Below are 26140 nucleotides of genomic sequence, written 5' to 3'. Positions count from 1 at the left end.
ATTATATTCTTTCCGTAAGCCTTTTTTTATTAATGCATATCAATACTCCCCTTTAGTTTCATAAACACCACGAATCCATTGCGCAAAATTCAAACAAATCAATTTAGTTTTATCACTAAAGGCACACCGTAATAAAAAGACATATTGAAATAAACAATTACAAGTCTTTTAAAGGATTTTTGATTTCGCATGATTCCATTTAAAACCCATTTTAACACACGATGGGCGTTATTATTTCAAGGAATACAAGGATAGAGATATGAAAAATAAATGTGCAGTAAGCACCCACCTCACACGTCAGGTTTTGCACGCCAAACTCGCGCCGACCTGTTTCGCTACTATGTTAGCTCTGGGCATGATCATGCCTGTTCACGCTGCCGTTGTTGCAGGAAATACGGAACAACCCGGCATCCACACTAATTCAAACGGTACAACGATTGTTGATATTAATAAAGCCAGCGCAGAAGGCGTCTCTCATAACGTTTACTCTGAATTTAACGTTGAAACTCACGGTGTTATTCTTAATAACAGTGGCGCGGCGTCTAACACTCAGCTAGCAGGTATGATTGATGGCAATACAAATATGGCAAGCGGTAGTGCAAAAGTCATTCTAAATGAAGTACGCTCTTCCAACCCAAGCCAGTTAAATGGCATGATTGAAGTCGCTGGAAAATCTGCTCAGGTTATTATTGCTAACCCATCCGGGATTACCTGTGATGGATGCGGTTTTATTAATACGAATCACGCGACCTTAACCACCGGTACCGCCAATTTTGATGCAAACGGTAATGTAACAGGACTGGATATTAGCAAAGGCGAGGTTAACATTACCGGAAAAGGTATGGATACCCGCGCGGTTCAATATACAGATATTATCTCCCGGTCAGTCAAAGTTAACGCGAAGCTGCAGGCCAATGAGCTGAATATTATCACGGGTAACAACCGTATTGATAAAAAGGGTCGTGTTCAGAAAAGATATGATGACAGCAAAGCTCCCGAATTAGCACTAGATGTATCTGCGCTGGGCTCAATGTATGCCAATAAAATCTTTATGGAAGGTACGGATACCGGTGTCGGCGTTCGTCTTGACAATACCGATCTTACTGCAAACGACACGCTTTCGATTGACGTTAATGGTAACGTCGAAAACAATGGCGGCCATGTGAATGCTGGAAACGCAGCAATGATCAAGGGTACCAGCGTAGTAAACCGTAACGGTCAAATTACCTCCGACGGCGTGGTCTCCATCACAGCAGATGAAATGGTTGATAACAGCCATGGCCTTATCAAAGCGGACATGGTTAACCTGGCGGGTAAAACTACTCTCAACACAGCTGGCTCAGTACAGGGAAATGCCAGCACCTTTGTGATGGCTGATTCACTGGATAATGCGCAGGGGGAAATACTCAGTAATGGCGAACTGTTGGTTCAACGCGCGTCTTATGCCTATAGTAATTCGGACGCCCGTGGCATAAACAATACTCAGGGCAAGATTGTGGCGAAGGGTGCTCTTAGCCTAGATACCACCAATATCGATAATACATCTGGCCAGCTCGCCAGTAACGCGTCAATGAACGTAACTACCCGCGCGCTAAACAACGAAAATGGACTGATCTCAGCCGGTAATGGCTGGAATACGATCAGCGCCAATGTACTCAATAACAATAACGGCATTATTCAGTCCTTTGGTCACGACAGCCAACTGCAGTTGAGTGGCGACGATCTGCTTTCTAACCATAATGGGACTATCCATAGTGAAGGTTCACTTTCCGTAAATGGCGCACTGGATAATAGCTCGGGTGCCATCACCGCTGACAATGATATTTTCATGTATGCAAGGGCCTATAACTCTGACCTCAACAGCACACTTCAGGCAGGTCGTAATATTGATATGACCGTTACCGGTACGTTCCAGAATGCAGGGACTATCGCTGCTGGCCAAGACCTGGCTTTGAACATTGGTTCGAATGGCTGGAATAATTACGCTGGTCCAGTGACCAATAGCGGTAATATTACTGCAAAAGGTCATCTTGCAATGCAGATGAACAGCAGCGCACTGGAAAATAGCGGTACATTGACTGCCGATCAGATGGATCTTCAGCTGTCCGATCTGAATAACAGTGGTTCCATTGCAAGTAAAAACGACATCAATTTAAACCTAAATAATCTGAATAATCTGCGCAGCGGAGACATCAAGTCCGACCGTAACATCACAATCAATGCCTCAGCTGTGACTACAGAAGCGGGCAGCCAGATCCAGGCAGGAGGTGACACCACACTTTACCTGATGAATAACCTGCAAAACGATGGTGAAATCCGCTCTGCGAATGATATCAACATGTTCATTTCCGGCGGCTACGGCTACTATCCGTCTTCAGTTTATAACACAGGTGTTATCAGCGCTGGCAATAAGCTGAATGCTCAGATGGAACGTATCAACCTTATCAACGGAGGAACGCTGTCGGCAGAAAATGGTATCAATGTCACCAGCAACTCTTTGACGAATAGCGGTAACATAACCAGTGCCGAGGATGTTCAGTTAAACACTTACAATGGTATAAATAACGAAAAGGGTGGAATCATCACTGGCAAGTATGTCCGAACCACTGGTTTCGTAAATAACACAGGAGTAATTAATCAGACTGGCACTGACAATCCGGACAATAATGTAATCACCCCTGCTAGTAACAATACTTCCATCGACAACTCCGGCTTTATTAATGACAATAACAGCTGGAATGGAAATAATATGGATAATAGCACCAGCTATAATTCAATTAAACCAAACGGCACTCCCGAGGGTAATGGTGTTTGGGAAAATGGCATGGTCTTTTATCCTGGCGATACCTACTTCGGCAGAACCATTACTGAAATAGTCTATTTCCCTGGCGGATATGGCATTAACACCGCTATGTAATAATCCATGACTCTCAAAGCCCCATTTTTGGTTATGGGGCTTTTTATTTCTTTAAACCAGGGTTAAACATCCTCAGAATCTCTGAAGCCAATAACATGATTATCTCTTACCCTCGCCTCGCTGTCGTTTTAGCGTCGCTCCTCGTAATGTCGGCCGGTTACGTAAAGGCTGAGTCTGCGACCACTCAGCAACAGGATCAAGCCAGGCATGACCAGCTGGCGCCTCAAAGTAAGTCGCTGCTTTCTGCAGAAGGAACGCGCGCAAGTGATACATTGATTCTGACCAAAGAAGCTGTTTGCTATGATATCCAGCACGTCGTTATTGATGGCGCAGAGTCGCTTCCACATTGGCTGACTTTTCGCGATCTCATAAAGCAAACAGAAAAACAGTGTGTTGGTTCCGGGGGCATTAAAAACATTCATACTGCAATGCAGAATCGCCTCATTTCTCATGGATTTATTACTACTCGCATATTAGTGCCCACGCAGAATTTACGTAATGGTATTTTGCATTTTACAATTCTGCCTGGCCGCATCAGCGAAATAGACATAAAAGAGTTAAACGGTCATTCTTTAAATGCGTGGAACAACATTCCGGAAGACCAAAACGATCTTCTCGATTTACGAGGGCTAGAGCAAGGCTTAGAGAATATGCAGCGCATACCCGGCACTCAGGCGAGTATACGTTTGCTACCGGGCAATCGTCCCGGGGATACACATATTGAAGTGACCCGCACACAGCCACAATCATGGCGCCTAGGCTCCTGGTTTGATGATTCAGGCAGTAAACACACCGGACGTTATCAGGGAGGGCTCGCTTTTTATCTTGATAACCCAACTTCATTAAATGACATGTTTTACATTGCTTATGGTGGTGGGTTCAAAAATGAAGATGGACGTCGCAACGATAACAGCTCGGCCTTTTATTCTGTTCCATTGGGATACTGGTCGCTTGACCTTTATGCCAGCCATTATCGTTCCACGCAAACTCTCCGCAACGGTGAATTTCGCTACCAGTACAGCAGCGACGAAAAATTAATGACGGCTGTCCTTAACCGCGTGATCTTCCGCAGCGCCAGTCAGAAAACCACGCTGGCTTTTAAAACGATCAAGCGTGACTCACGCTATGACCTTAATGACGTGGAAGTGGAAGTACAGCATCGGGATACCAGCAGCTGGCAGTTAAGCCTGAATAACATTGCCTATTTTTCAGCGGGTCAACTTACGACTAGTTTTGGATACCAGCATGCGGCTCCGTGGTTTGGCGAACAACCTGATGCAGAAGAGCTGGTGGGCAGCGCTGATCCACTGGCAAGGATCCTTACGCTTAAAGTTGATGGGGTCTTCCCTTTCAAACTGGCCGGAAATGCTTTTAGCTACGAGCCGCATTTTATGCAGCAAACGTCACCAGATCGGCTCACCCAACCGGATAAGTTCACTATTGGCAACCGCTGGACTGTGCGAGGGTTTGATGGAGAAATGTCGATCTATGCGGATAAGGGCTGGTATCTACGCAATGACATTGATCTTAACCTGCCAAAGTGGGGGATGCAGCCCTATATTGGCGTGGATTACGGTGAGGTTAGCGGCTCTGAAAATGATTACTGGAGTGGCGCACACCTTGCCGGGGCAGTGGCTGGCATTCGAGGCGTCAAAGGTCAATTTGGCTATGACTTTTTCATCGGTACCCCGCTTTCAAAGCCGGATGAACTGCATACCAGTCCCGTCACGCTGGGTGTTTCGCTCCAGTGGCAATACTGATGCCTGACCGCTCACTCGAGACATATCAGGATCTGTCACTCCCTGAGAGGGTTAAAACGTGTTTTTACCCTCTTCAGGCTACTCGTTTGCGCAGCGATGTTCACCTCTGCTGTAATCTAAACACCACTGGCAGCTTAACCTATTACCGCAACACCTTATGCGGAAAGTGTTTACAGTCAAAATATAAACATCACTTCGCCCATAATTCTGACTTGCTAATAGCCGATCCCGACACGTTATCTTCTCTATGTTTTTGTCCTTTGTTTTCCTCAGCGTTTTAAGGACGGTTTATTTTCATCAGTAATGATCTTAGCAACTCGCAGGAATATGTAATTTGTGTTCTACACATTCAGTTATTTTGATTAAATGTAAGTACTCCCAGGAATAATACAAAATCATGAAACCTGAAAATGAAGAAAAAAGAATAATTGCAGCAATTACAAATCCACACCGTGTCCGACAAGCAGTTTCACGGCAAATAATTACTATGGAGAAATATCCCGAACCGATGACGCTGGTTATCCATGAGGGGATGCTGGCAGCCTATCGCACCAGAGGAAACTTGCTCATGAAATACTTTCAGAGCCCGATGTTAGTGGGTATGAACGCCTTGATGGACATGAATGCGAATTTCTATTTTAAAGCCTGCAGTGAGGTTAAATATGAAATCATTCCACGAAATGAAGTATTGAATATCATCGACCGGGAACGCCTCTGGAAAGAGGCTGCTCTACTCTATATGTTTGGAATCAAGCGACTCATTGAAATCAATAACGTCTCTGTAGGCCTGTCAACTTATGAGATAATACGAGAAAACATCATTGCATTAATAAATGAGAAAGACGATTTACGCCTGACAGTTAATGTCTGCGATTATATCCAGGAAAAAACACGTCTTTCGCGCAGCCGCGTCATGAAAATTCTGAGCGATCTGCGCATCGATGGTCATATAGACATTAAACGCGGCATACTTATAGCAGTGCATAAACTGCCAGAAAAGTACTAGTTAACACCTGGCGCGAAGCCACTCGCGGTGCTAAATCTTTTTTTTCTCCAGCCATGCCATCGCCCGCTCCCCTGCTTCATCCACCGGCAGATACACCAGCAGCCGCGAGCCGTTTCGCGGCGCGGAATACCAGTACATCTGCTGCAGCGTAAAATCCCCCAGCTCGGGATGGGTAAACAGCTTGAGCTGGTTCTCCACGCCGCGTACGTCGTTGCGCTGGTGCCACAGGGTTTTAAACTCTTCGGACACCGCAAAGAAGCGCGCCAGTTTGGCCTCCCACAGAGGATCGCCCCGGTGTTCGGCCATCGCCGCCCGGAAATAGGAGACAAAGATGGGCAGCACGTCGTCGCGTCTGCCGAGGCGGGCACGCCACGCCGGATGCGTGAGGAACAGATAAATACAGTTGCGGTCTTCGGGAGGGATGTCATTGAAATCGACGCCCATCAGATGCCCGAAGCTGTCGTTCCAGGCCACGATATCGAAGTTCGGTTTCTGAATGCTGGCGGGTTTCGGCATCAGCGTATCCAGCAGGCGGCGCGTGCCTTCGCTGATGCCTTCGCAGCAGACCGCCTGCGGCGCTTCACCCGGCGGTAAACCGGCTAATACAAACAGGTGCCGGGCTTCAGTTGGGGTACATTGCAGCGCTTTTGCCACGGCCGCCATCACCGCGCTGGACGGATTGACGTCCCTGCCCTGCTCAAGCCAGGTGTACCAGGTCACGCCTACGTCCGCGAGCATCGCCACCTCTTCCCGACGAAGACCCGGCGTGCGGCGGCGGCCGCTGCGCGGCAGGCCGAGACGCTGCGGATCGAGGCTTTCACGCCGGGCACGTAAAAATGCCCCCAGCTGTTTTCGCGTGTCATCCTGAAGTGAGACGACAGGTTCAGACATCAGCGCCATAAATCCCCCTGCATGGTAGTGCCAGTACCAGTATAAGCAAGAACTGGTACCCGTTTATCTGATGGTAGATGCTACGACCATCTGATGAATGACGCAATGGAGTTACCATGAATACGTCAGTTGTTTCACCGGGCCGCGCTGGCCTGATATTGCTGCTAACCGGCCAGATGCTGCCGATGATTGATACCTCAATCACCAACGTGGCGCTGGACGCCATCACCCATTCGCTGCACGCTACCGCCACCGAGCTGGAGCTGATTGTGGCCCTTTACGGCGTGGCCTTCGCCGTCTGCCTGGCGCTCGGCAGCAAGCTGGGGGATAACTTTGGCCGTCGGCGTCTGTTCATGTGGGGTGTAGCGAGCTTTGGCCTGGCCTCGCTGCTGTGCGGGATGGCGGGAAACATTGAACAGCTGCTGGCCGCGCGCATCGTTCAGGGCGCGGGTGCCGCACTCATCATGCCGCAAATTCTTGCCACGCTGCACGTGACGCTGAAAGGTACCGCCCACGCAAAAGCCATCAGCCTGTTCGGCGGCATCGGCGGGATTGCGTTTATCGTCGGGCAGATGGGCGGGGGCTGGCTGGTATCGGCGGATATCGCCGGGCTGGGCTGGCGAAACGCCTTCTTTATCAACGTACCGATCTGTCTGGTGGTGCTGGCGCTAAGCCGCCGCTTCGTACCGGAAACCCGTCGTGAGACGCCGTCACGCATCGACTGGCCGGGTACCGTGTTGCTGGCCATTATGCTTTGCTGCCTGCTGTTTCCGATGGCGCTCGGCCCGCAGTGGCACTGGTCCTGGCCGCTGAAGGCGATGCTGCTCGCCCTTATCCCTCTAGCCTGGCTGATGGCGATGAATGCGCGCATAAAGGAGCGTGAGAATGCCCACCCGCTGATCCCGCCGCGCCTGCTTTCGCTTCGCAGCGTGCGCTTTGGCATTCTGATTGCGATGCTCTTTTTCAGCGTCTGGTCCGGTTTTATGTTCTGTATGGCGCTCACCATGCAAACCGGTCTGGGGATGGCCCCATGGCAGTCCGGGAACAGTTTTATCGCTCTTGGAGTGACTTATTTTATCTCCGCGTGGTTCGCGCCGCGGCTGATTGCCCGCTACAGCACCAGCACTATTCTGCTGACGGGTCTGGCGATCCAGATTGCCGGTCTGCTGGCGCTGATGGCGACGTTCCGGCTGTGGGGCATGAACAATACCGCCCTGACGCTGGCACCCGCCACCGGACTGGTGGGCTACGGGCAGGCGCTGATCGTGAACAGTTTCTACCGCATCGGGATGCGCGATATTCAGCCTGACGACGCCGGGGCCGCGAGCGCCATTCTCAGCACCCTGCAGCAGGCCGCGCTGGGGCTTGGCCCGGCCATTTTTGGCGCGATTTTGCTGCACGCACTGCAGAACCATCACGGGGATTACACCCAGGCAGTTAACGTCTTCCTGATGGTGGAAACGGCGATGATGGTGGTGCTTGCCCTGGCGACGCTGCGCATCCGCCATCGCCTGTGTCTGCCGGTGGCGAAGATCTGCCAGGCCACCAAATAAGCCTGTGAATTTGCATAATAGATCCGCAGCCGCCATTATGGGGCTGCAAAAATACAGGAGACGTTATGCAGGAATTGATTGCTCAGGTTGAAGAGTTAGGCATTGAAATTAATCACACCACCTCTTTAGTGATTATCTTTGGTATTATTTTTCTTACCGCCATCATCGTTCATTTTATTCTTCACAAAGGCGTGCTTCGCGCTTTCGAAAAACGCGCGCAGGCTAGCAGCCATTTATGGCTGCAGATCATCACCCAGAATAAATTATTTCACCGTCTGGCCTTTACCCTGCAGGGGATAATCGTCAACGTCCAGGCGGTACTGTGGCTGCAAAAAGGCAGCGAAGCGGCGGAAATACTCACCACCTGCGCGAAGCTGTGGGTGATGGTGTATGCCCTGCTCTCCTTCTTCTCGCTGCTGGACGTGATTTTCAATCTGTCGCAGAAAATGGCTACCGCGTCACAGCTGCCGCTGAAGGGGATCTTCCAGGGCATCAAGCTGGTGAGCGCCATCCTGGTGGGAATACTGATTATCTCCCTGCTGATTGGTCAGTCCCCGGCGATTCTGATCAGCGGTCTGGGTGCCATGGCTGCCGTCCTGATGCTGGTGTTTAAAGACCCGATACTCGGACTTGTGGCGGGGATTCAGCTTTCCGCTAACGACATGCTCAAGCTCGGCGACTGGCTGGAGATGCCGAAATACGGTGCCAACGGCACGGTGACGGACATCGGCCTGACTACCGTTAAGGTACGCAATTTCGATAATACGATTACGACCATCCCTACGTGGGCGCTGGTCTCCGACGCCTTTATCAACTGGAGCGGCATGTCAGCCTCCGGCGGTCGACGCATTAAGCGCAGCCTGAACATTGATACCACCAGCATTCATTTTCTCGACGAGCAGGAACAGCAGAAACTTATTCAGGCGAAACTGCTTAAGCCCTATCTGGCCGCGCGACATGAGGAAATAAACCTGTGGAATCAGAAGAACGGTGAAGGGGAATCGGTATTAAACCTTCGCAAGATGACCAATATTGGCACCTTCCGCGCCTACCTGAACGAATATCTTCGCAACCACCCGCGCATTCGCAAAGATATGACGCTGATGGTGCGTCAGTTGGCGCCTGACGCGAATGGTTTGCCGATTGAAATATATGGCTTCACCAATACGGTGATCTGGGCAGAATATGAGGAGATACAGGCCGACATCTTCGACCATATTTTCGCGGTGGTGGATGAATTTGGTTTGCGTATTCACCAGTCGCCAACAGGGAATGATATTCGCTCCCTGTCGGGGGTCATCGTCAGATAATCAGTTTCGTACACCGGGCGTGAAGGCAGGTGCGGTCTGGTGCCCTCACCCCGGCCCTCTCCCACGGGGAGAGGGTGAAAAGCAGATCACTTTTTTCGGGAGAGCTTAAACGCCACAAACAGGAATATAACCCACACCGGCAGCAGCATCGCCGAGAGGCGCATCTCATCCATGGTGCACATCAGCACCAGAATCAGCCCCAGGAAAGCGATACAGATGTAGTTCCCCGCCGGGTAAAGCAGCGCTTTGAACTGAGTTTCGCGTCCCTTGCGGCGCATCGCGGCGCGAAAGCGCAGGTGCGCCAGGCAGATCATGATCCAGTTCAGCAGCAGCGTGGCGACAACCAGCGCCATCAGCAGGCCGAAGGCCTCTTTCGGCAGGAGGTAGTTGATCAGCACCACCAGCGACGTGATGGCCCCTGACAGCAATAAAGAGTTCACCGGCACGCCGCGACGGCTGACGCGCGTTAAAAAGCGCGGAGCATTGCCCTGTACGGAGAGGCCAAACAGCATACGGCTGTTGGAGTAAACGCCGCTGTTATAGACCGACAGCGACGCCACCAGAATGACGAAATTCAGTGCAGAAGCCACCACGTTGCTGTTCAGATCGTGGAAAATCATCACGAACGGGCTGCTGTCGGACTTCACTTCCACCCACGGATAGAGGGCCAGCAAGACCACCAGCGAGCCGATGTAGAACAGCAGGACCCGATACACCACCTGGTTAACCGCTTTTGGAATGCTTTTATGCGGGTCGCACGCTTCGGCGGCGGTAATGCCAATTAGCTCCAGCCCACCGAAGGAGAACATGATCACCGCCAGGGAGAGAATCAGCCCTTTCCAGCCGGTGGCGAGGAAGCCGCCGTGCTGCCACAGGTTGTCGATCGTGGCGCGCTCGCCGCCGTGGCCAGAGAACAGCAGCCACAGGCCAAAGCCGATCATGCCGATAATCGCCAGCACCTTGATCAGCGCAAACCAGAATTCGGTTTCGCCATACAGGCGGACGTTGACGAGGTTAACGGCGTTAATAATGATGAAGAAGGCCGCCGCCCAGATCCACGTCGGGACATCCGGCAGCCAGTACTGCATATAGATGCCTGCGGCGGTTAACTCCGCCATCCCCACCAGCACGAACATTACCCAGTAGTTCCAGCCGGACAGGAAGCCGGCAAACGGGCCCCAGTATTTATAAGCAAAGTGCGCGAAGGAGCCTGATACTGGCTCTTCAACGACCATCTCGCCAAGCTGGCGCATGATCAGGAAGGCAATAATCCCGGCGATACCATAACCCAGCAGAACCGCCGGGCCAGCCATCTGAATAGCGGGGCCGATGCCGAGAAACAGCCCGGTACCGATTGCGCCGCCAAGGGCAATTAACTGAATATGTCGATTTTGCAACCCACGTTGCAGCGTCGGATTCTGATCCGACGAGGCTTCGGCGCTACCATGGCCTGAAGCGGATGACGCGTCTTTCACGTCCTACCCCTGTCTCTTTTTTAGAAGGGGCACGTTTTAACACTTCATGCTGGAGGTAGCAAGGGATTGGGGCATCCCTGCCCCGGATAACGAGATGGAACGCTTAGAATTCGTAGCCAACCGAAACCTTAAAGGTGCGCGGTTCGCCCTGCGTAATATAGGTACCGGAATCGTCCACGCTGGACCAGTAGTTTTCATTGGTCACGTTGTCGATTCCCGCGCGCACGGTCATCTGGTTTGCATTGTGGTTCACCTCGAAGCGATAACGCATCCCCAGCTCCAGCGTGGTGTAGCTGTCCAGCTTTTTGGTGTTTGCAAGGTCAGCATATTGCGCGCCGGAGTGGTTCACGCGGGCGGTGGCAGTCAGGCCGTTAATCGGCTTGATGTCGTACTCTGCGCCCAGCACGGCGTAAAAGTTCGGAATACCGATCGCATCGTTACCTTGATTCACGCCATTTTTGGTTTTGGTTAGCTCAGCCTGCAGCCAGGTAGCGCTGGCGTTCAGACGCATCCCCAGCATTGGCTCGCCGAAGACGTTCAGCTCCACGCCACGGTTACGCTGTTCAGCGTCAAGGCCGTAGTGACCGCTGTCGTCGAGGATCGCCGACGGCATTTTGATTTCGAACAGCGCAAGCGATCCGCCCACGCGGCCAAAGTCCGCCTTCACGCCCACTTCATTCTGCTTAGAGTGAACGATACCGGTGCTCTGGCCGTAGTTGGTGGCGGTATTAGGCGCGGTTTTGCCCGGCTGCAGCGCTTCGGTATGGTTGGCATAGAGGGAGATCGTCTCCCACGGCTTGTAGACCACGCCATAGGTTGGCATCCAGCGGCTGCCGTCGAAGCCATCCGCCGCGTTTTCCGCACCGGTAATTTTGTTATAGCCGCGAATGACCACCTTCTGATGGCGGGCGCCTGCGGTGAACAGCAGTTTGTCGTCCAGCACGCCCAGCGTATCGCTCAGCAGCCAGCCCTGGGTGCGCGTGCGTCCGCTGGTCAGCGGGTCGCTGTACTTTCCGCCGGAGCCGTTGAAGTTAGTGCTGTCCGGCATATCGACGCCGGTATTGTGGTAGATGTTGGTGGTCGGGTTATCCTTCGCAGCCGACATTTTCCACGCGATTTTTTCGTTTTTGGTCATCGCAGAATAGCCGACGTTGACCTTGTGCGAGATAAAACCGGTATCAAAGTTACCGCGAATGCCCGCCATGCCGCTGACGGAATCGCTGATACGGTTGGTATCAAGGCGGCTGACCGTTGCCTTGCCGCTTTTATCCACCAGCTTCGGCGCGCTGTAGATCCCTTCCTCGTGCGCGTGCTGCGCGCCCAGGCCGGTGTAGGCGGTCCAGCCGTCGGTGATGTCGTACTCGCTGCGCCACATCCCAAACTCGTTTTCGATGTCGCTGTAGGCCCACTTCTGAGAGAAGTTGCGATCGTTTTTCGGCGGCTCGGGTACGAAATCCACCGCGGAGATATTGACGCTGGTCGGGCTGCCGTGGAAGGTTTTCTTCTGATAGCCGAGATCCAGCGAGGTGCGGAAGCGGTCACCGCTGTAATCCAGGCCGGTAGAGAGCAGCGTGGTGCGGCGGCGGTCATTCGGTATGCCGGTTTCCCCTTCGCGATGGACCAGGTTCACCCGCGCGCCAAACTGGTCGCTGTCGCCGTAGCGACGGCCCGCATCCAGCGTGGTGCCAATCTGGGAATCAGAGGTATAGTCGATGCCCACTTTCGCCTGCGGGAGTTCGCCCGCGTGTTTAGGCTCAAGGTTGATCATCCCGCCCACGCCGGAGCTCGCCGCGCCGTTCATCAGCGAGTTGGCACCTTTGAAGATCTCGATGCGATCGACCATCTGGGTATCTACTACCTGCCGCGGCAGCACGCCGGACAGACCGCCAAAGGTCATGTCGTCACCGTCAAACTTCAGGCCGCGGATGCGGTAGGTTTCCGCGCTGTTGCCGTACCCCTGAACGAACTGCACGCCCGCGTCGTTAGCGACCACGTCAGCAATGGTTTTCGCCTGCTGATCTTCCACCAGCTTTGAGGTGTAGCTGATGATGTTGAACGGTACGTCCATGGCGTTCTGCTGGCCCAGCATTCCCATGCGTCCGCCGTTCGCCACCTGTCCGTCAAGGAAGGCCGGTACCAGCTGGTCGCCACCGGGTTTGAACTCGCTGGCAGGCTTAGCCTGCACAATGAGGGTATCTTCTTTTTGATCGTCAGCCGCGAAGGAGGAATGTGTTATTGCGCCAACGGCGAGCGCCAGCAGCGTTTTGTGTATGTTGGTGTTGTTCATCGTTAACTCATTTGAAAGTGCGCGCAAAAATGACCCGTTGTCGGGCCTTAGAATGTGTTTGCTGAAATGCAAATGAGAACTATACGCATTATAAATGCATTAGCAAGTGTAACCGCGTTCATGAGGAGGTATGGCGAGAAAAGAGGGTGAACAACCACCCCGTTTCGGGGTGGCTGCAATGACGTTATTTTTTCTTGTAGATATTGGCCGTACCGTGAATTTTATTGTTGGTGTTCCCTGAAGTGAGCACCAGGACATCTGCGCCTTTCTTATCGGCTTTCTCAATCAGTTCTTTTTTTGCATCATCCACCGATACTTCATTCGAGGTGTTTACCGTACCGATTTTTTTATATTGAGATGCAACTTTTTTGAACTCGCTTTTAGTGAGTAGCTGTGCAGCAAAAGCATTGGTTGTAAACAGTAACGCCGTTCCCAACAAAATAGCAGTCGTCTTTTTCATAACCTTTTTCCTTGAGATTAATCAGCAACTACGAAAAACCTCACGCATTGTGGTGAGGTTTTATGAGCATGGTAGAGAATCTCAGAGAATGCCATACGTTCGGGAAAAATCTTTTATAACAACCCGTTGCATGAAATTACTAACGAATATTAAGAATATTCGAATACACGCGCGGTGCCAGCAATATCAATGCGTACCGCCGTGCCAGGGTTCCATCCTGGCTGGCTGACGGTCTTCAGGGTCACGGGCTCGTGCTGCCCGGCGAGCCCAAGGGTGAGCGTCGACAGCTGGCCGGTGAAGTCCACATCAAGAATCGAAATTGGGCTTTCATGGGAGGCACATGCCGTCACGCTCAGCTGTTCCGGGCGCAGCATTACTCTGCCCTGCCCTGTAGCCTGCGCGTTGTCCGTGGGCACCTCACCCAGGGCGCACAGAGCGTAGCCCGCGGTGAGCTGCGCAGGCAGGATCAGCGCATCGCCAAGAAACAGCGCCGTCTCTTCGTCAACCGGACGAGTGTACACCTCATAAGGCGTCCCGACCTGCGTGAAGCGTCCTGAACGCATGACGGCAACCTGCGTGGCAAAGGATAACGCTTCGTTCTGATCGTGGGTGACCAGAATCGAGGCCACGCCCGCTTCAGCCAGCAGATCGGCCGTGGCTTTACGGGTCATGGCGCGCAAGCCGGTGTCCAGCGCCGAGAAAGGTTCATCCAGCAGCATCAGGGAAGGACGCTGGGCAAGCGCACGGGCAAGCGCCACGCGCTGCTGCTGTCCGCCGGAAATCTCATGGGGCCAGTGCGTTGCGAGCTGCCTGTCCAGAGAGACCATCTCCATCAGCGCCTCAACGCGCTGGCGCTTCTCGTGGCGGGTACCGTCCAGCCCCCAGGCAATGTTGTCTGCCACATTAAGGTGGGGGAACAGCGCGCCCTCCTGAGGAACAAAACCGATCCGGCGCAGGTGGGCGGGAACAAAGTTGTTTTCATCAAACAGCGTTCTCCCCTGCATGACAATGCGCCCCGTGTCGGGCGTTTCAAAGCCGGCAAGAATACGCAGCAGCGTGGTTTTACCCGACCCGGACGGCCCGACAATCGCCGTCCTGCTCCCCGGCGCAACGCTCAGGTTTAAGCTGTCGAGCACCTGCACATCAGAAAACGATTTAGAAATGGCGGTTAATTCAAGCATGTCATAGCCCTGCAATTTTCTTCGACTGCATATAGAGAATGGCGGTCAGCGGGAGTGAAATCAGGATCATCAGCATCGCGTAAGGCGCTGCAGCCACATAATCAATTTCACTGGTTAGCGCCCAGAATCCGGTTGAGAGCGTGCGCGTGCCCAGAGGAGAGAGCAACAGCGTGGCGGTCAACTCGTTGCTGACGCCGAGGAAAACCAGCGCGGCACCCGCCGCCGCACCCGGCGCGGCAAGCCGCATCGTGACGCTCCAGAGCGCCTTCGCGGGCGTGCTGCCCAGGCTGCGCGCCACGTTTTCCAGCTCGACCGGCGCCTGAGCAATCCCCGCCCGCAGGTTGATGAGCGCACGGGGCATAAACATCAGCAGGTAGGCCAGGAACAGGGTAATTTCCGTCTGGTAAATGGGACGGGCGTAATGAATAGTGACGGTGACCAGCGCCAGCGCCGTGACAATGCCCGGCAGCGAACTGGTGATATAGATGCACCCTTCCAGCATCCGGAAGATGCGGTGTGGATAGCGGATACCGAGCCACGCGATGGGGATCACGCACACGGTCGTGAGAAGTGCGCCGCCCACGCCGAGCATCAGCGTCTGGCGCAGGGAGTGCCAGAGATCGGCACTCATCCAGTTTTGCACGCCGCCGAGCCAAACCCAGCGACACAGAACAATTAACGGCACGCCCAGCGCCAGCACGATCAGCACGATGAAAAACAGCTGACCCAGCGCGGCCGCCGCAGGCTTCAGCGGCCAGCGTTTCTGCTCGCGCGCGGCCCCGGCGCCAATTCGCGCGTAGCGGGCTTTTCCACGCGTCACGCCTTCCAGCATTAATATAGCCAGGCAGCACAAGGCCAGCACGCCCGCCAGCATGTTTGCCGCCGGACCGCTGAAGGTAGACTGAAACTGGTCGTAGATTGCCGTGGTGAAGGTATCAAAGCGGATCATCACGTACAGGCCATATTCCGCCAGCAGGTGCAGCGCCACCAGCAGCGCGCCGCCGCAGATAGCCAGCTTGAGCTGGGGCAGCACCACGCGGAAAAAGACCTTCCACGGCGGCGTGCCGAGCGACGCGGCGACATCTTCAAGCGTCGGGTCAAGGCGACGCAGCACCGCCGCAACCGGCATATAGATAAACGGATAGTACGCAAGAACCGAGAGGAACACGCCCGCGGAGAGCCCGTGCATGGACGGGATAACGCTCACCCAAGCATAGCTTTGCACAAACGCGGGAATGGCCAGCGGAGCGACCGCCAGCGCGGACCAGATGCCCCGTCCGGCAAGCTGCGTGCGCTCTGTGAGCCAGGCAATCGCCACGCCCGTCACGATAGACAGCGGAACCGCTAAAGCCGTCAGCCACAGCGTGTTGCTGAGCAGCTCAGCCACACGCGGGCGAAACACCAGCGCCTTAATAGTTTCCCAGCCGGTCTCAATGCCAATGGCAATGATAAAACCCAAAGGCAGAAGCGCCATTAATGAAAACAACACAGCTAACGCAACCATCGGCAGTGCAGGACGCCTGCGGACAGGCTCCTGCACTCTGTTTTTTCCGATGTCGAGACTCAGACCAGACATAAGACGTTCACTTCACTCTCAGGATCACAGCAGACCGGCTTGCGTCATCAGCTCGATAACTTTTTTACTGTTGAGCGTTGAAGGTTCAACTTTCGGTGCATTAAGATCTTTCAGCGGAACCAGTTTCGGGTTGGAGGCCGCGTTCACGCCCACTGCATACTCAAAGGCATTGTTGGTACGCAGACTTTCCTGACCTTCTTTACCGGTAATGTATTTGATGAAGGCCTGCGCCTGCGCTTTGTGTTTGCTGGACGCCAGCACGCCACCGCCGGAAAGGCTTACGAACGCGCCCGGATCCTGGTGTTTGAAGTAGTAGAGCTGAGTGTTTTTGCTGTTTTCACCGGTTTTGGACTGGTCGACAAAGCGGTAGTAGTGATAAATCACGCCGCCATCAATCTGGCCGGCATTGACCGCCTTCATCACGGTGCTGTTGCCTTTATAGGCAACGAAATTGGCTTTCATCGCTTTAAGCCATTCCAGGGTGGCCTTCTCGCCTTTCAGCGCCAGCATTGCGCTCACGATGGCCTGGAAATCCGCACCTGACGGTGATGCCGCCCAGCGGCCTTTCCACTCGGGTTTCGCCAGATCCATCAGCGACTTAGGCAGCTGCTGTTCGCTGAGTTTTGCCGGGTTATAGACGAATACCGTGCTGCGGGCGGCAATGCCGATCCAGCGACCGTGCGCCGGACGATACTCTGCCGGTACCTGCTTCAGGGTGTCTGCATCCAGCGGCGCAAACAGGTTTGCATTATCCACCAGCACCATGGACGGCGAGTTCTCCGTCAGGAATACGTCTGCCGGCGACGCGCTGCCCTCCTGCACCAGCTGGTTACCCAGCTCGCTGTCATCACCATTACGTAGCGTGACTTTAATACCGGTTTCTTTAGTAAAACCGTCAACCCACGACTTCACCAGGTTTTCGTGCTGCGCGTTATAAACAACGATACCTTCGTTGTTATCGGCGGCAACCGATTGTGTGGAAAGGAAAAGGGAGGAAGACAACAAGGCAAGCGAGAAGCAGGACAGCAGGCGAGAATTCATGAACATATCCTTAATAGACCAACGGGAGTAACCACTCATAGCTTTGTGGGACAGGATTAAAGCATACAACAACGCTAATGATAATTAGTATCAATCGAGTTTAGTCGTAAAAGTGTAAAATTTCTTTTTAGCAGATTTTAGAATGATAAAAATCCAAATTTTAATGAGAGATAATTATTAGATTAAGAAAACCTTAAGCCTGCCTGCAATGAAATTAATTAGCCTTCTATTTATTATGATGCAAAGGTAAATCTGTTATTCATGCGCCCGGCAGATATAAAAGCCCCGATATTGCGGGGCTTTGTATGCTTATCCGGAGGTAGCTAAATTTATAAGGCTACTAATTTAAAAAGCATCACATAACCGCATGAGGGGCATATACAGGATAGGTGAAGAACAATAAATGCACGCCGTTCAGCCCAAAATGGAATAACGTAGCAACCCAGAGCCTGCCGCTCCACATCCACGCCAGGCCGTAAATAATGCCGGAGAGGCTGGCAAAAATAATCAGCAGTAAACCGCCGCTATAATGCATCAGCCCAAAGATGACTGAGGCAATCAACAGCGCGACAACAGGATGAACGATCCGGGACAAGCGCTGCTGCAGGTAGCCTCTGAACAGGGCTTCCTCGGCCAAAGAGACGAAGAAAATATTCGCAAGGGCAAATTGAGCGAACCATTCTGGCGCATGCGGCTCAATTCTAAGCCCGCCCAACGCAACAGCCAGAAGTAACAGCGCGGGTACCGCAAGAACCAATATCGCCCAGCCGACCTTGCCAGCTTTATAGAGGGGTTTTGCTACGAATAACGTTGGCATACACGTAATTAAAAAGAACGGAACCACCGCCTTGTCCATATTAAAGTACATACTGAACGGTATGCTTTGCGGACCAACGACGACAGCATCCAGCACCTTTGGGTTATGAAAACCCGGGATCACATGCAAAACCAGGGCAACGGCAATGACCACGCACGGGCCTTCGACCAGATATGTGTATTTATTATTTTTATTACGTAGCCATTCAACAACAGACCAGCCAACAACGATTGATGCAATAACCAGCAGCGCCGGGGCGTCAAGAATACTCTGTTTCCAGCCGAGAAATGCCGTTAATCCCAGCAGCAGGTAAGCCAGGCTTTTATTAAGAGAGAGTGCGGCAAGCGAAGTTGCGAGTAGATACCACATAAATGTCCTTCATGACCGGTAAATTTTAGGGGTGATGTCCCAAATATGTCCCACAATGGAAATCAGGAGGATGTGAAGGAGGGGTAACTCTATGAAATTAAATGGCACGCCCTGTAGGATTCGAACCTACGACCTACGGCTTAGAAGGCCGTTGCTCTATCCAACTGAGCTAAGGGCGCACTGAGAAGTGTGTACTTCGCGGTGGTGAAACGCGAAGAATTATACGGTCAATGGCAGGTGAGTCAATGCCTTTTCCGTTTTCAGAGTCAATTACCGCTAGCCGATTGTAAATACGGCTATTTTCTCAACATTTTGTCCTGTTTCACCGTAAAATTTAGCGCTGCGAAAAGGCTTAGTTGCATTTAAGTAACGCCTGCTGTTTTCCCGAACGTCAGCTCGTCACACTAGAGTCAGGTATCCCGGCCGCCTGGAGGCTGACAGACAACAGGACAATGGAGTGACAGCGCAAAACCTGATCGATACGCCCCCCCGGTTACAGTACATATCTCAGGACATCGTCGGCATTAAGCTTGAGCCCATCGTCGCCCTTACCTCCTTACGTCAGGTTGGCGTCGAGGTCCTTAGCGTTCTGGCCGACACGCGGCACAGTGAGGACTTTTTTTGCGATCGGTCCGCAGACTGGTCGATAACGCTGCTTGAAGCGCAGCTTGCCACGTTAAAAAATACGCCGCACGGTCATAACCTTTTTATTAATCTGCCGATAACCGTTCTGACAGAGCCCACGTCTTTTCAGCGACTTATAAGATTATCCTGCGTGCCGCTCAATATTGAGTTTGTCGACCCCGCGTCCATTTTGGCGCTTTCCGTCGCACAGAAGCAGTTCGTGGTTCAGAATCTCCATCAGTTGAGCAGACGAGGGCACGCAATCTGGCTGGACGACATCGATGACGTCTTAGTGCAGTCGTTTTTATCCTTTCGACTCCCGTTAAGCGGCATCAAAATAGATAAGGAAGCATTCTGGCGTTTACGCGACACCCCTGAGTTGAGGCAACTGGTTTCCCTTTGCTTTCAGCTTGCCGGGAAAGTGCTTATTGAAGGTATTGAGACTGAACGCGATCGTACCTGTGCACTGCAGGCAGGCGCAGATCTCGGCCAGGGGTATTACTGGCCGTCCTGGACATGGCCGGAGGATTAGAAAGCCATTTCCAGGAGGGAGACCATGCGAATGACAGTGCGCCGTTACCGGCGGCGGCGTACAGGAAGTGATGCACTGGGATTTACGCGCTCACCTTTTGCTCCCCCCTTTTTCGACCGGCTCGAATTCTTGAGCCAGTCCATCAGCCAGCCCCGCAAAACAGACGCCCCTTTTATCCTTCTGGTGACTGAGGATCACTACCTGCGCACCGGTTTTCTCAACGGGCAATTTCCCCTGAGCAGCTGCTGCGACTACGCCACGCTGGACGATGCCCTCATCGCTCAGACGCAGTGGCCCTCAGCCCGTCTGGTCGTGGATATTGAAAGCCGGTCCACGGGGCTTCTGGAGAAACTGGATCAGTTGAGACGGCATAGTCTGTTTCCTCCGTTCCTGACGCCCTGGCTGTTGGTCAGGGCCGATAATTACGACACCCGCCTCTTCTGCAAAGCGGCAGGTCCCTTTCATGTTCTCGAACGCCAGCTGAATGCCGCTGCGCTCCAGCAGAGCCTGCTGGATACCCTCCCTCCGCAGGGTACGGAGAAAGACTGGTTTTCACGCAACGAATGGCCCATCCTGCAGGAGCTTTCCCGGGGCAAGACATTACGTCAGATTGCCCTTATGCAGAATCGTCCCTATAGCCGTATTATCTATCGTCTCAGCTGCATCCTGGTGAAGCTCGGGCTGAGCCATCGTCAGGAATTGCTGCATCTTCTTAATAACCTCTCAGACTGCACATTTTCACTCACGTCCTAACCCCTTATTTCCTAAAGCTGTTTAGGAATTTACTTACCACCTGCGTTGCATAAATGTTAATTTTTAACAATTAAATCGAATTTATAACTATTCCTAATTTAAGGACGCGAACATTGTGAAATGCCACAGAATGAACAAACGGCAGCACTTTACTCCATCCGTTAAGTGAATGCAGATAGCGTTAACAAGATGATAATGATGTAAAAACAAGCAGCTTAGCGGCAACGTCAGGGAGGAAAAAGCAAAGCGGATAGCATGTTCTCCTGTGCAGGAGATGTGGACCTTCTAATCAACCAGCGCGCTTTCAGATGAAGGACTGGCGGCCTGCGAGGGCAATTGTTGAGCTCACCAGCGCGGGTTAGTCCCCCTAAATGATGGGTATTTTCGTTAACAATTAATCAACATTAAGAGATATCTGTTATTTTTTGTTATTACATAAAGATGAAAATATGCGGTAAATGAGATAACAGGATATTTCCGCTAAATTTAAAAAAATAGCGATTCAGATCCAGAAGATAATACAAACCCATAAGCGGATATTAATTTACAGGGTTTTCGGAAAAAACTTACCCTGTATAATAAGATGCGTATCAAATCTGAATAAGAAAAACCTTTTTGCCAACACCAGCCTAATGAGATGACCGCGCTGAGGCATAGTTCTTTTCATTACGTAAACAAGGATGCTTTCGCTCTTTCCAGGGAAATACTACGGTATAGGGATCTGCACATTATATCCTTCCGGCATTTCGAGAGTTTTACCAAACTCTGCACAACGCTTTTAACAATCTGAGGCATTAAAAATGAAACCGGCATCCGTTATCATTATGGACGAACATCCTATCGTCAGAATGTCGATAGAAGTCCTGCTACAGAAAAATAAGAATATCACAGTCAAGCTCAAGTCTGGCGATAGCCATGAAGTCCTTGACTGTATCCGCAATCACCCTATCGATCTGGTGATCCTTGACATTGAACTCACGGGCACGGATGCTTTCGCTTTGCTTAAGAGAATCAGAAACTTAAACAAAGACATTAAGGTTCTGTTTCTCTCGTCTAAATCAGAGTTATTTTACGCGGGTCGCGCCATTCGCGCCGGGGCAAATGGCTTCGTCAGTAAACGTAAAGATTTGGGCGAGATCTACAACGCCGTAGAAATGATCCTGATGGGCTATTCCTTTTTCCCGTCAGAAACGCTGAACTTTATAAACCATTTGGGTTCAGGGAAAGGGATGGCAGTAGATATGCCATTATCGAACCGCGAGGTCACGGTATTACGATATCTGGCGAATGGATTATCCAATAAGGAAATTGCTGAACAGCTACTATTAAGCAACAAAACCATTAGCGCGCATAAATCCAATATTTATTCCAAGCTGGGTGTGCAAAGCATCGTGGAATTAATTGATTACGCCAAAGCGCACGAACTGCTTTAACCTGAATTCACTCCCTGCAGCTTATCTGAGCTGCAGGGAGTGCGGTCAGTGCTAATTATAGTTAATCATAAAGGTGGCATCCGCATCGGCTCGTCCGGGCTGAGGGTTATCTGCGGTGGCAATATAATTGGCATAAAACGACAGTATCGCATTCCCCTGCGCATCAACCGAGACCGGCTGGCTGGCCTGCTGGAGAGCCAGGCGCGTTTTATTCGCATCCCTGATCTCTACCGCGACACGACTTGCAGTACTGGCGTCATTCAGCGCCAGCAGGCCGCTATTGCTCCCGTCGGCTTTACCCGAAAACGTGATGGATGCCGAGCCCGGCGGACAGCCGGTCAGCTTCAGCGTAAACGGCATGGGCTGCGTGCGGCTCCCGGTGGTGCTGAGCTGTTTCGTGGGCCATGTGCCCAGCGTGACGGTCTTGTCGCTGTCGCTGCCTTCCGCGACGCAGGTAAAATCGACAATATTGCCGTAGAGCCGAATATTAATTTCGCCCAACGCGGTGTCCGCCTGGGCCTGTGTGCAAAGCGCAAAGAGCGCTACGGTGATTAAACGGATCCCGTTTCGCATATCGGCTCCTTAATCGTAATCCACGCGCAAATACCCGCGCGAGGTGAAGCGCCCTTCCGCAGGCTTATTGCCCGTCACGCTCACCGGCCAGACCCGGATCCCCACCTGCGCCTGCGCGCTGTCGTCAAGGCGGAACGGAATTTTACTTGTCAGGTTGTTAGGCGTCAGCGGCGCCCCGCTCTGATTAGCAATGATGAATCCCACATCCGGGTTATCCGACACCAGCACATTATCAGAGACTTTTTCCGCCTCGACGCGCATCGTCAGCATGGCGTTCGCCTCTACGTTGGTGCATTTAATGGCGATGGTTTTGCTCTGCGATGAGACGCCCTCCGGTTTGTTACCTACGCCCGCCTTGCTGAACAAGGAGGCGCCAATGTCGCCGAAATCAAACTCCACCACGTTACCTGCATTAATGGCGCAGCTTTGCGGCACCTGAATGGTTCCGCTGTAGCTAATGGTATAGACCGGCGTGGTTAACGGATCGGATGAGGTGGTGGTGACGTAGACGCGGAACATGGTGGCGCGCGGGATAACGACCATGTTAATAAAACGCCGGGTCACCTTAAGGCGGAAGACAAGGCTGGAGTCCTGAACGCCAAACGGTTTGTTTTTAGAGACGTTAGGATGGCTCCCCATCTGGATATAGCTTTTTGGCGGATAAAACACGCCAGCATAGCTGTCCGTGATTTTCATGGCCCCGTCCAGATAGTCGTTAAGCTTCAGATACTGGTAGCCATCGCTCGTTCCTGTTACCTGATAATCGGTCACATAGCTACGCTTGGTGGTATTCCCGACGGTGCCCTTCGGGCAGACGGCATTGACCCCTACCCACTGCGACTTCTCGCTGAGCGTCACGACCTGTCCGATCTGGTTATTCGAGCTGTTGAATTTATCCGTCAGATCGTAATGCACTTCCGTCGGCACGCCTTTTTCATTGACGCACACGGTCGCTAATGCGTTTGTCGCGGGCTGTAACGCCAGAAGCGACAAAGCAAAGATTTGAGTTTTAATCACAGCCGATCCCCTTAAGTGTGATTGCCTGTTGCAGGCTCTTTTCAGGCAAGCTGTAAGGCGCGCGACACTGGGATTGCGCCCCGTCGCCCCACTGGATCAGCAGTTCGCCTTCCAGCGGCAGCCCGCTCAGGTAAATTTGCCCGTCATCCCCCACCATGCTGGTCACGCCGCTTCGGTTTTCGCGAACCACCGCGCCGAACGGCACCGGCTGGTTGCCGCGCATCACCGTCAGCAGGGCGCGCACGCCGATGCGGGTATCAAAGCTGGCGCGCACCAGCGCGCCTTTGGTTGGCACCACGCTGCTCACGTTGTTTTCGATATCGGTGTTATTGCTCATGGTGTTGGTATCCAGCGCCACACGGTTGTAGCGGTAGACAGTGGCATACGGCATCACCGCGTAGCCTCGCCAGTCGGTTCTCACGCCGGTCTGGTTTTCCACGCTGACGCCAGATGCCCCCGGAGCTTTGATCAGCACGTTGGTGTCCCCCAACGGCTGGCTGAAGGTCACGCCATCGGCGTGGCCGACCACCCCGCCGGAGAGCTGCCAGTTGAGATCGTGCTGATCGTCGCTGTAGTTGTAGCCGACGCCCAATGTGCCGTAGGTCGCCTGCCAGTTGGCGCTGGCGCTTCCGCTTGAGCCGTTGGTGCTGGTGTGTCCCTGGGTCACGCTGTAGTTCAGGTTGCGGTCTTCCAGCAGCGTGCCGCTGACGCCGGTTTGCCAGCTTGTATCGCCATCGCTGTTCCGGCTGGCGGATGCCGTAGCGTAGGCGCGGTCAATCGCGCTGTCCCGACGATAGCCCTGACGGGTAAAGATGCTGAACGGCACGGAGACGTTAAACGACGCGATGCGGTCGGTGCCGTCGATCCCGACGGATTTGTTCCACGACCACGAGACGGAGTAGTTGATCCCCTTCATGCCTCCCGCGTAGCCCAGCTGGTACCAGAGATTCGTCTCGTCTGTTCCCCAGTAGGTCTGCTCGCTACCGGAGATATAGACCGAGCCATAGTCCCCCAGCGACTGAGAAACGTTGAGCTGGAAGCGGCCTTTTTTATTCCACGTCAGGTTGTGATAACTCTGCACGTCCGGCACATCGTTATCGTTCTTGCTATCGGCATACTGATAGCCCTCCATTGAGCGCCAGGCCACATCGTCAAGGGTGTAAAACCCTTTTGTGGAGTAGCGGTAGCCCAGCAGCTGGAAGTTGGTGCCGAAGCCGTTAAGGGATTTCGCGTAGAGGAAGCGCAGAGACTGCCCTTCATGCTTGCTGTCGTCCGCGAGCTGGCTGCGGGCGTGGGTGATATCGAGCGAGACCGCGCCCCAGTCGCCCAGGTTTTTTCCGGCCCCGACGGCCACAGCGGTATAGCGCGATGCCAGCTGAGTTCCGCCGTAGAGCGTGTAGCCGTTGGCGAGACCGGTAATAAGGGTTCCCTGGGTGAAGAATGGCGTATCCTGATCGCTGTTACCGCTGCGGTAATCCCCCGCCACGAGGTCGTACTTCCAGCGCCCTTCACGCTGCAGAAGCGGCACGGTGGAGTACGGCACGGTATAGCGCTGCTGGGTGCCGTCTTTCTCTTCGACCGTGACTTCCAGGTCACCGCTTGAGGAGGTGGGGTTAAGGTCGGTGATGGCAAATGCGCCCGGCTGCACATAGCTTTGATAGATAACGTAGCCATTCTGTCGAACGACCACTTTGGCGGGCGTACGGGCGATCCCACGCACGGTCGGCGCGTAGCCCTGCAGGCTGTCCGGGTACATGCTGTCAGACGAGAAAAGCCGCCCGCCGCGAAAACCCATGCTGTCGAAGACGTCATTCCCGGTATTGCTGTCGCCCAGCACCAGTTCACTTTTCAGCGGGATGACGGTGCGCTGCGCCCAGGTGCCAATATTCTGCCACTCGCTGTGCCGCTGCCCGTTATTCTGCGTGTACCGCCATGCGCCGTTGTTACGTAAACGCCATGCGCCATAGTTCAATCCGCTTTGCAGGTTGAGGTAATAGCTGTCGTCTTCGCTTCCCCGGTTACCGGAGAAGCTGTAGTTCACCAGTGCGGCGGGGATACCTTCATCCCACTGTTCAGGCGGAATATAGCCCCGGGCGCTGTTTTGCAACGCTACCTGCGGCAGGCTGACGTCCAGACGCTGCGAGGCAAAGTTGAATACCGTTTCGCTGCCGGGTATGGCCGTGGTCAGCGGAACGCAGGCCTCGCCCTGCACCTTAGCCAGCTCGGGAAACGCCGCGACGTTGACGCCAAAGCGATCGAGCATCGCGCGCGTAATGCACGCCGACAAACCGCCCGCCACCGGCGGCGTGTTCTCGGCCTGCTCAAAACGCACGTCCTGGGTACCGATAAACTCATCGTTACGCCAGATATCCACGCGATAAACGCCGGGTGCCTGCTGGTGTCCTTGTTCAAAACGCGACAAATCCGCCACGCTGGCGGTATCGTCGGACAAAAAGGCCGGGTTGAAATAACTTTCGCTCCAGCCAGCCTGCGGCCAGAGCGCAGCCATCAGCGCCAGCGCAACCGGGCAGTAACGTCCCTGGTGGTTTTTCATCGCCCTGACTC

The 26140-nt window shown here is 53.2% G+C and carries 19 protein-coding genes and 1 tRNA gene; 8 read left to right on the top strand and 12 right to left on the bottom strand.

Features of this window, described 5'->3' with window-relative positions; all coding sequences use genetic code 11:
• The first annotated feature begins 259 nt into the window (after positions 1-259).
• The 3 genes from USH94_RS12925 (at position 260) to USH94_RS12915 (ending at position 5683) form a co-directional block, all read left to right on the top strand.
• Positions 260-2917, top strand: a complete 2658-nt coding sequence (locus tag USH94_RS12925; RefSeq protein ID WP_111963348.1) for a filamentous hemagglutinin N-terminal domain-containing protein — start codon at positions 260-262, stop codon at positions 2915-2917.
• Between the two features lie 146 nt (positions 2918-3063).
• On the top strand, positions 3064-4677 hold the full coding sequence (locus tag USH94_RS12920) for a ShlB/FhaC/HecB family hemolysin secretion/activation protein (protein WP_223582390.1): 1614 nt from the start codon (positions 3064-3066) through the stop codon (positions 4675-4677).
• A 397-nt stretch (positions 4678-5074) separates the two neighbouring features.
• Positions 5075-5683: a helix-turn-helix domain-containing protein gene (locus tag USH94_RS12915; protein WP_111963350.1), complete on the top strand. Its 609-nt coding sequence runs from the start codon at positions 5075-5077 to the stop codon at positions 5681-5683.
• Between the two features lie 30 nt (positions 5684-5713).
• Here the strand turns inward: USH94_RS12915 and USH94_RS12910 are convergent, their stop codons facing one another.
• Positions 5714-6583, bottom strand: coding sequence for a helix-turn-helix transcriptional regulator (locus USH94_RS12910; RefSeq protein WP_111963351.1), 870 nt, complete (start codon positions 6581-6583; stop codon positions 5714-5716).
• A 107-nt stretch (positions 6584-6690) separates the two neighbouring features.
• Here USH94_RS12910 and USH94_RS12905 point away from each other — a divergent pair, with 107 nt between their 5' ends.
• Both USH94_RS12905 and USH94_RS12900 read left to right on the top strand, forming a co-directional pair.
• On the top strand, positions 6691-8127 hold the full coding sequence (locus USH94_RS12905; protein WP_111963352.1) for an MFS transporter: 1437 nt from the start codon (positions 6691-6693) through the stop codon (positions 8125-8127).
• A gap of 65 nt (positions 8128-8192) precedes the next feature.
• On the top strand, positions 8193-9437 hold the full coding sequence (locus USH94_RS12900; protein ID WP_111963353.1) for a mechanosensitive ion channel family protein: 1245 nt from the start codon (positions 8193-8195) through the stop codon (positions 9435-9437).
• 86 nt (positions 9438-9523) lie between these two features.
• On the opposite strand, the gene pheP is transcribed toward USH94_RS12900, so the two are convergent.
• From pheP to USH94_RS12860, 8 genes are all read right to left on the bottom strand, one after another.
• A complete protein-coding gene (pheP, locus tag USH94_RS12895) occupies positions 9524-10912 on the bottom strand; it encodes a phenylalanine transporter (protein ID WP_111963354.1) in 1389 nt (462 codons plus the stop codon).
• A 103-nt stretch (positions 10913-11015) separates the two neighbouring features.
• Positions 11016-13199 (bottom strand): TonB-dependent receptor, encoded by a 2184-nt coding sequence (locus USH94_RS12890; RefSeq protein ID WP_111963355.1) that lies wholly within the window; start codon positions 13197-13199, stop codon positions 11016-11018.
• A gap of 184 nt (positions 13200-13383) precedes the next feature.
• Positions 13384-13659, bottom strand: coding sequence for a DUF1471 family periplasmic protein YahO (gene yahO / locus USH94_RS12885; protein WP_023310654.1), 276 nt, complete (start codon positions 13657-13659; stop codon positions 13384-13386).
• A gap of 149 nt (positions 13660-13808) precedes the next feature.
• Positions 13809-14840 carry an ABC transporter ATP-binding protein gene (locus tag USH94_RS12880; RefSeq protein WP_111963356.1) on the bottom strand — a complete coding sequence of 344 codons (1032 nt, stop codon included), beginning with the start codon at positions 14838-14840 and terminating at the stop codon, positions 13809-13811.
• Position 14841: 1 nt separating this feature from the next.
• A complete protein-coding gene (locus USH94_RS12875; protein WP_181574014.1) occupies positions 14842-16416 on the bottom strand; it encodes an ABC transporter permease in 1575 nt (524 codons plus the stop codon).
• A 24-nt stretch (positions 16417-16440) separates the two neighbouring features.
• Complete coding sequence (locus tag USH94_RS12870; RefSeq protein WP_111963358.1) at positions 16441-17457, bottom strand: iron ABC transporter substrate-binding protein; 1017 nt, start codon at positions 17455-17457, stop codon at positions 16441-16443.
• Between the two features lie 355 nt (positions 17458-17812).
• Entirely contained in the window at positions 17813-18643 is an 831-nt protein-coding gene (locus tag USH94_RS12865) for a CPBP family intramembrane glutamic endopeptidase (protein WP_111963359.1), read from the bottom strand.
• Positions 18644-18745: 102 nt separating this feature from the next.
• A tRNA-Arg gene (locus USH94_RS12860) sits at positions 18746-18822 on the bottom strand.
• A gap of 278 nt (positions 18823-19100) precedes the next feature.
• Between USH94_RS12860 and USH94_RS12855 the strand changes: the two genes are divergently transcribed.
• The 3 genes from USH94_RS12855 to fimZ all read left to right on the top strand — a co-directional run bounded on the left by USH94_RS12855 (position 19101) and on the right by fimZ (position 21985).
• Complete coding sequence (locus USH94_RS12855; RefSeq protein ID WP_111963360.1) at positions 19101-19799, top strand: EAL domain-containing protein; 699 nt, start codon at positions 19101-19103, stop codon at positions 19797-19799.
• A 24-nt stretch (positions 19800-19823) separates the two neighbouring features.
• Positions 19824-20552 (top strand): helix-turn-helix transcriptional regulator, encoded by a 729-nt coding sequence (locus tag USH94_RS12850; RefSeq protein WP_111963361.1) that lies wholly within the window; start codon positions 19824-19826, stop codon positions 20550-20552.
• An 800-nt stretch (positions 20553-21352) separates the two neighbouring features.
• The gene (gene fimZ, locus USH94_RS12845; RefSeq protein WP_008499339.1) at positions 21353-21985 is read left to right on the top strand and encodes a fimbria biosynthesis transcriptional regulator FimZ; all 633 of its coding nucleotides are present in this window, start codon (positions 21353-21355) and stop codon (positions 21983-21985) included.
• A 51-nt stretch (positions 21986-22036) separates the two neighbouring features.
• On the opposite strand, the gene sfmF is transcribed toward fimZ, so the two are convergent.
• The 3 genes from sfmF to USH94_RS12830 are packed head-to-tail and all read right to left on the bottom strand — an operon-like array spanning position 22037 to position 26129.
• The gene (gene sfmF, locus USH94_RS12840; RefSeq protein WP_111963362.1) at positions 22037-22558 is read right to left on the bottom strand and encodes a fimbria assembly protein; all 522 of its coding nucleotides are present in this window, start codon (positions 22556-22558) and stop codon (positions 22037-22039) included.
• Positions 22559-22567: 9 nt separating this feature from the next.
• On the bottom strand, positions 22568-23575 hold the full coding sequence (fimH, locus tag USH94_RS12835; protein WP_181574015.1) for a type 1 fimbria D-mannose specific adhesin FimH: 1008 nt from the start codon (positions 23573-23575) through the stop codon (positions 22568-22570).
• Positions 23568-26129: a fimbrial biogenesis usher protein gene (locus USH94_RS12830; protein ID WP_111963363.1), complete on the bottom strand. Its 2562-nt coding sequence runs from the start codon at positions 26127-26129 to the stop codon at positions 23568-23570. Before USH94_RS12830 ends, fimH begins: the two co-directional genes overlap by 8 nt.
• Positions 26130-26140 lie beyond the last annotated feature (11 nt).

The sequence above is a fragment of the Enterobacter sp. 148H3 genome (assembly GCF_034107425.1).
GTDB lineage: Bacteria > Pseudomonadota > Gammaproteobacteria > Enterobacterales > Enterobacteriaceae > Enterobacter > Enterobacter vonholyi.
The sequence above is the reverse complement of the archived record's forward strand: the minus strand, read 5'-3'. Positions and strand labels throughout refer to the sequence as shown.

Coding starts and splice junctions, on each gene's coding strand:
- USH94_RS12925 (WP_111963348.1), top strand. CDS start 260: ATGAAAAATAAATGTGCAGTAAGCACCCACCTCACACGTCAGGTTTTG.
- USH94_RS12920 (WP_223582390.1), top strand. CDS start 3,064: ATGTCGGCCGGTTACGTAAAGGCTGAGTCTGCGACCACTCAGCAACAG.
- USH94_RS12915 (WP_111963350.1), top strand. CDS start 5,075: ATGAAACCTGAAAATGAAGAAAAAAGAATAATTGCAGCAATTACAAAT.
- USH94_RS12910 (WP_111963351.1), bottom strand. CDS start 6,583: ATGGCGCTGATGTCTGAACCTGTCGTCTCACTTCAGGATGACACGCGA.
- USH94_RS12905 (WP_111963352.1), top strand. CDS start 6,691: ATGAATACGTCAGTTGTTTCACCGGGCCGCGCTGGCCTGATATTGCTG.
- USH94_RS12900 (WP_111963353.1), top strand. CDS start 8,193: ATGCAGGAATTGATTGCTCAGGTTGAAGAGTTAGGCATTGAAATTAAT.
- USH94_RS12890 (WP_111963355.1), bottom strand. CDS start 13,199: ATGAACAACACCAACATACACAAAACGCTGCTGGCGCTCGCCGTTGGC.
- yahO (WP_023310654.1), bottom strand. CDS start 13,659: ATGAAAAAGACGACTGCTATTTTGTTGGGAACGGCGTTACTGTTTACA.
- USH94_RS12880 (WP_111963356.1), bottom strand. CDS start 14,840: ATGCTTGAATTAACCGCCATTTCTAAATCGTTTTCTGATGTGCAGGTG.
- USH94_RS12875 (WP_181574014.1), bottom strand. CDS start 16,416: ATGTCTGGTCTGAGTCTCGACATCGGAAAAAACAGAGTGCAGGAGCCT.
- USH94_RS12870 (WP_111963358.1), bottom strand. CDS start 17,457: ATGAATTCTCGCCTGCTGTCCTGCTTCTCGCTTGCCTTGTTGTCTTCC.
- USH94_RS12865 (WP_111963359.1), bottom strand. CDS start 18,643: ATGTGGTATCTACTCGCAACTTCGCTTGCCGCACTCTCTCTTAATAAA.
- USH94_RS12850 (WP_111963361.1), top strand. CDS start 19,824: ATGCGAATGACAGTGCGCCGTTACCGGCGGCGGCGTACAGGAAGTGAT.
- fimZ (WP_008499339.1), top strand. CDS start 21,353: ATGAAACCGGCATCCGTTATCATTATGGACGAACATCCTATCGTCAGA.
- sfmF (WP_111963362.1), bottom strand. CDS start 22,558: ATGCGAAACGGGATCCGTTTAATCACCGTAGCGCTCTTTGCGCTTTGC.
- USH94_RS12830 (WP_111963363.1), bottom strand. CDS start 26,129: ATGAAAAACCACCAGGGACGTTACTGCCCGGTTGCGCTGGCGCTGATG.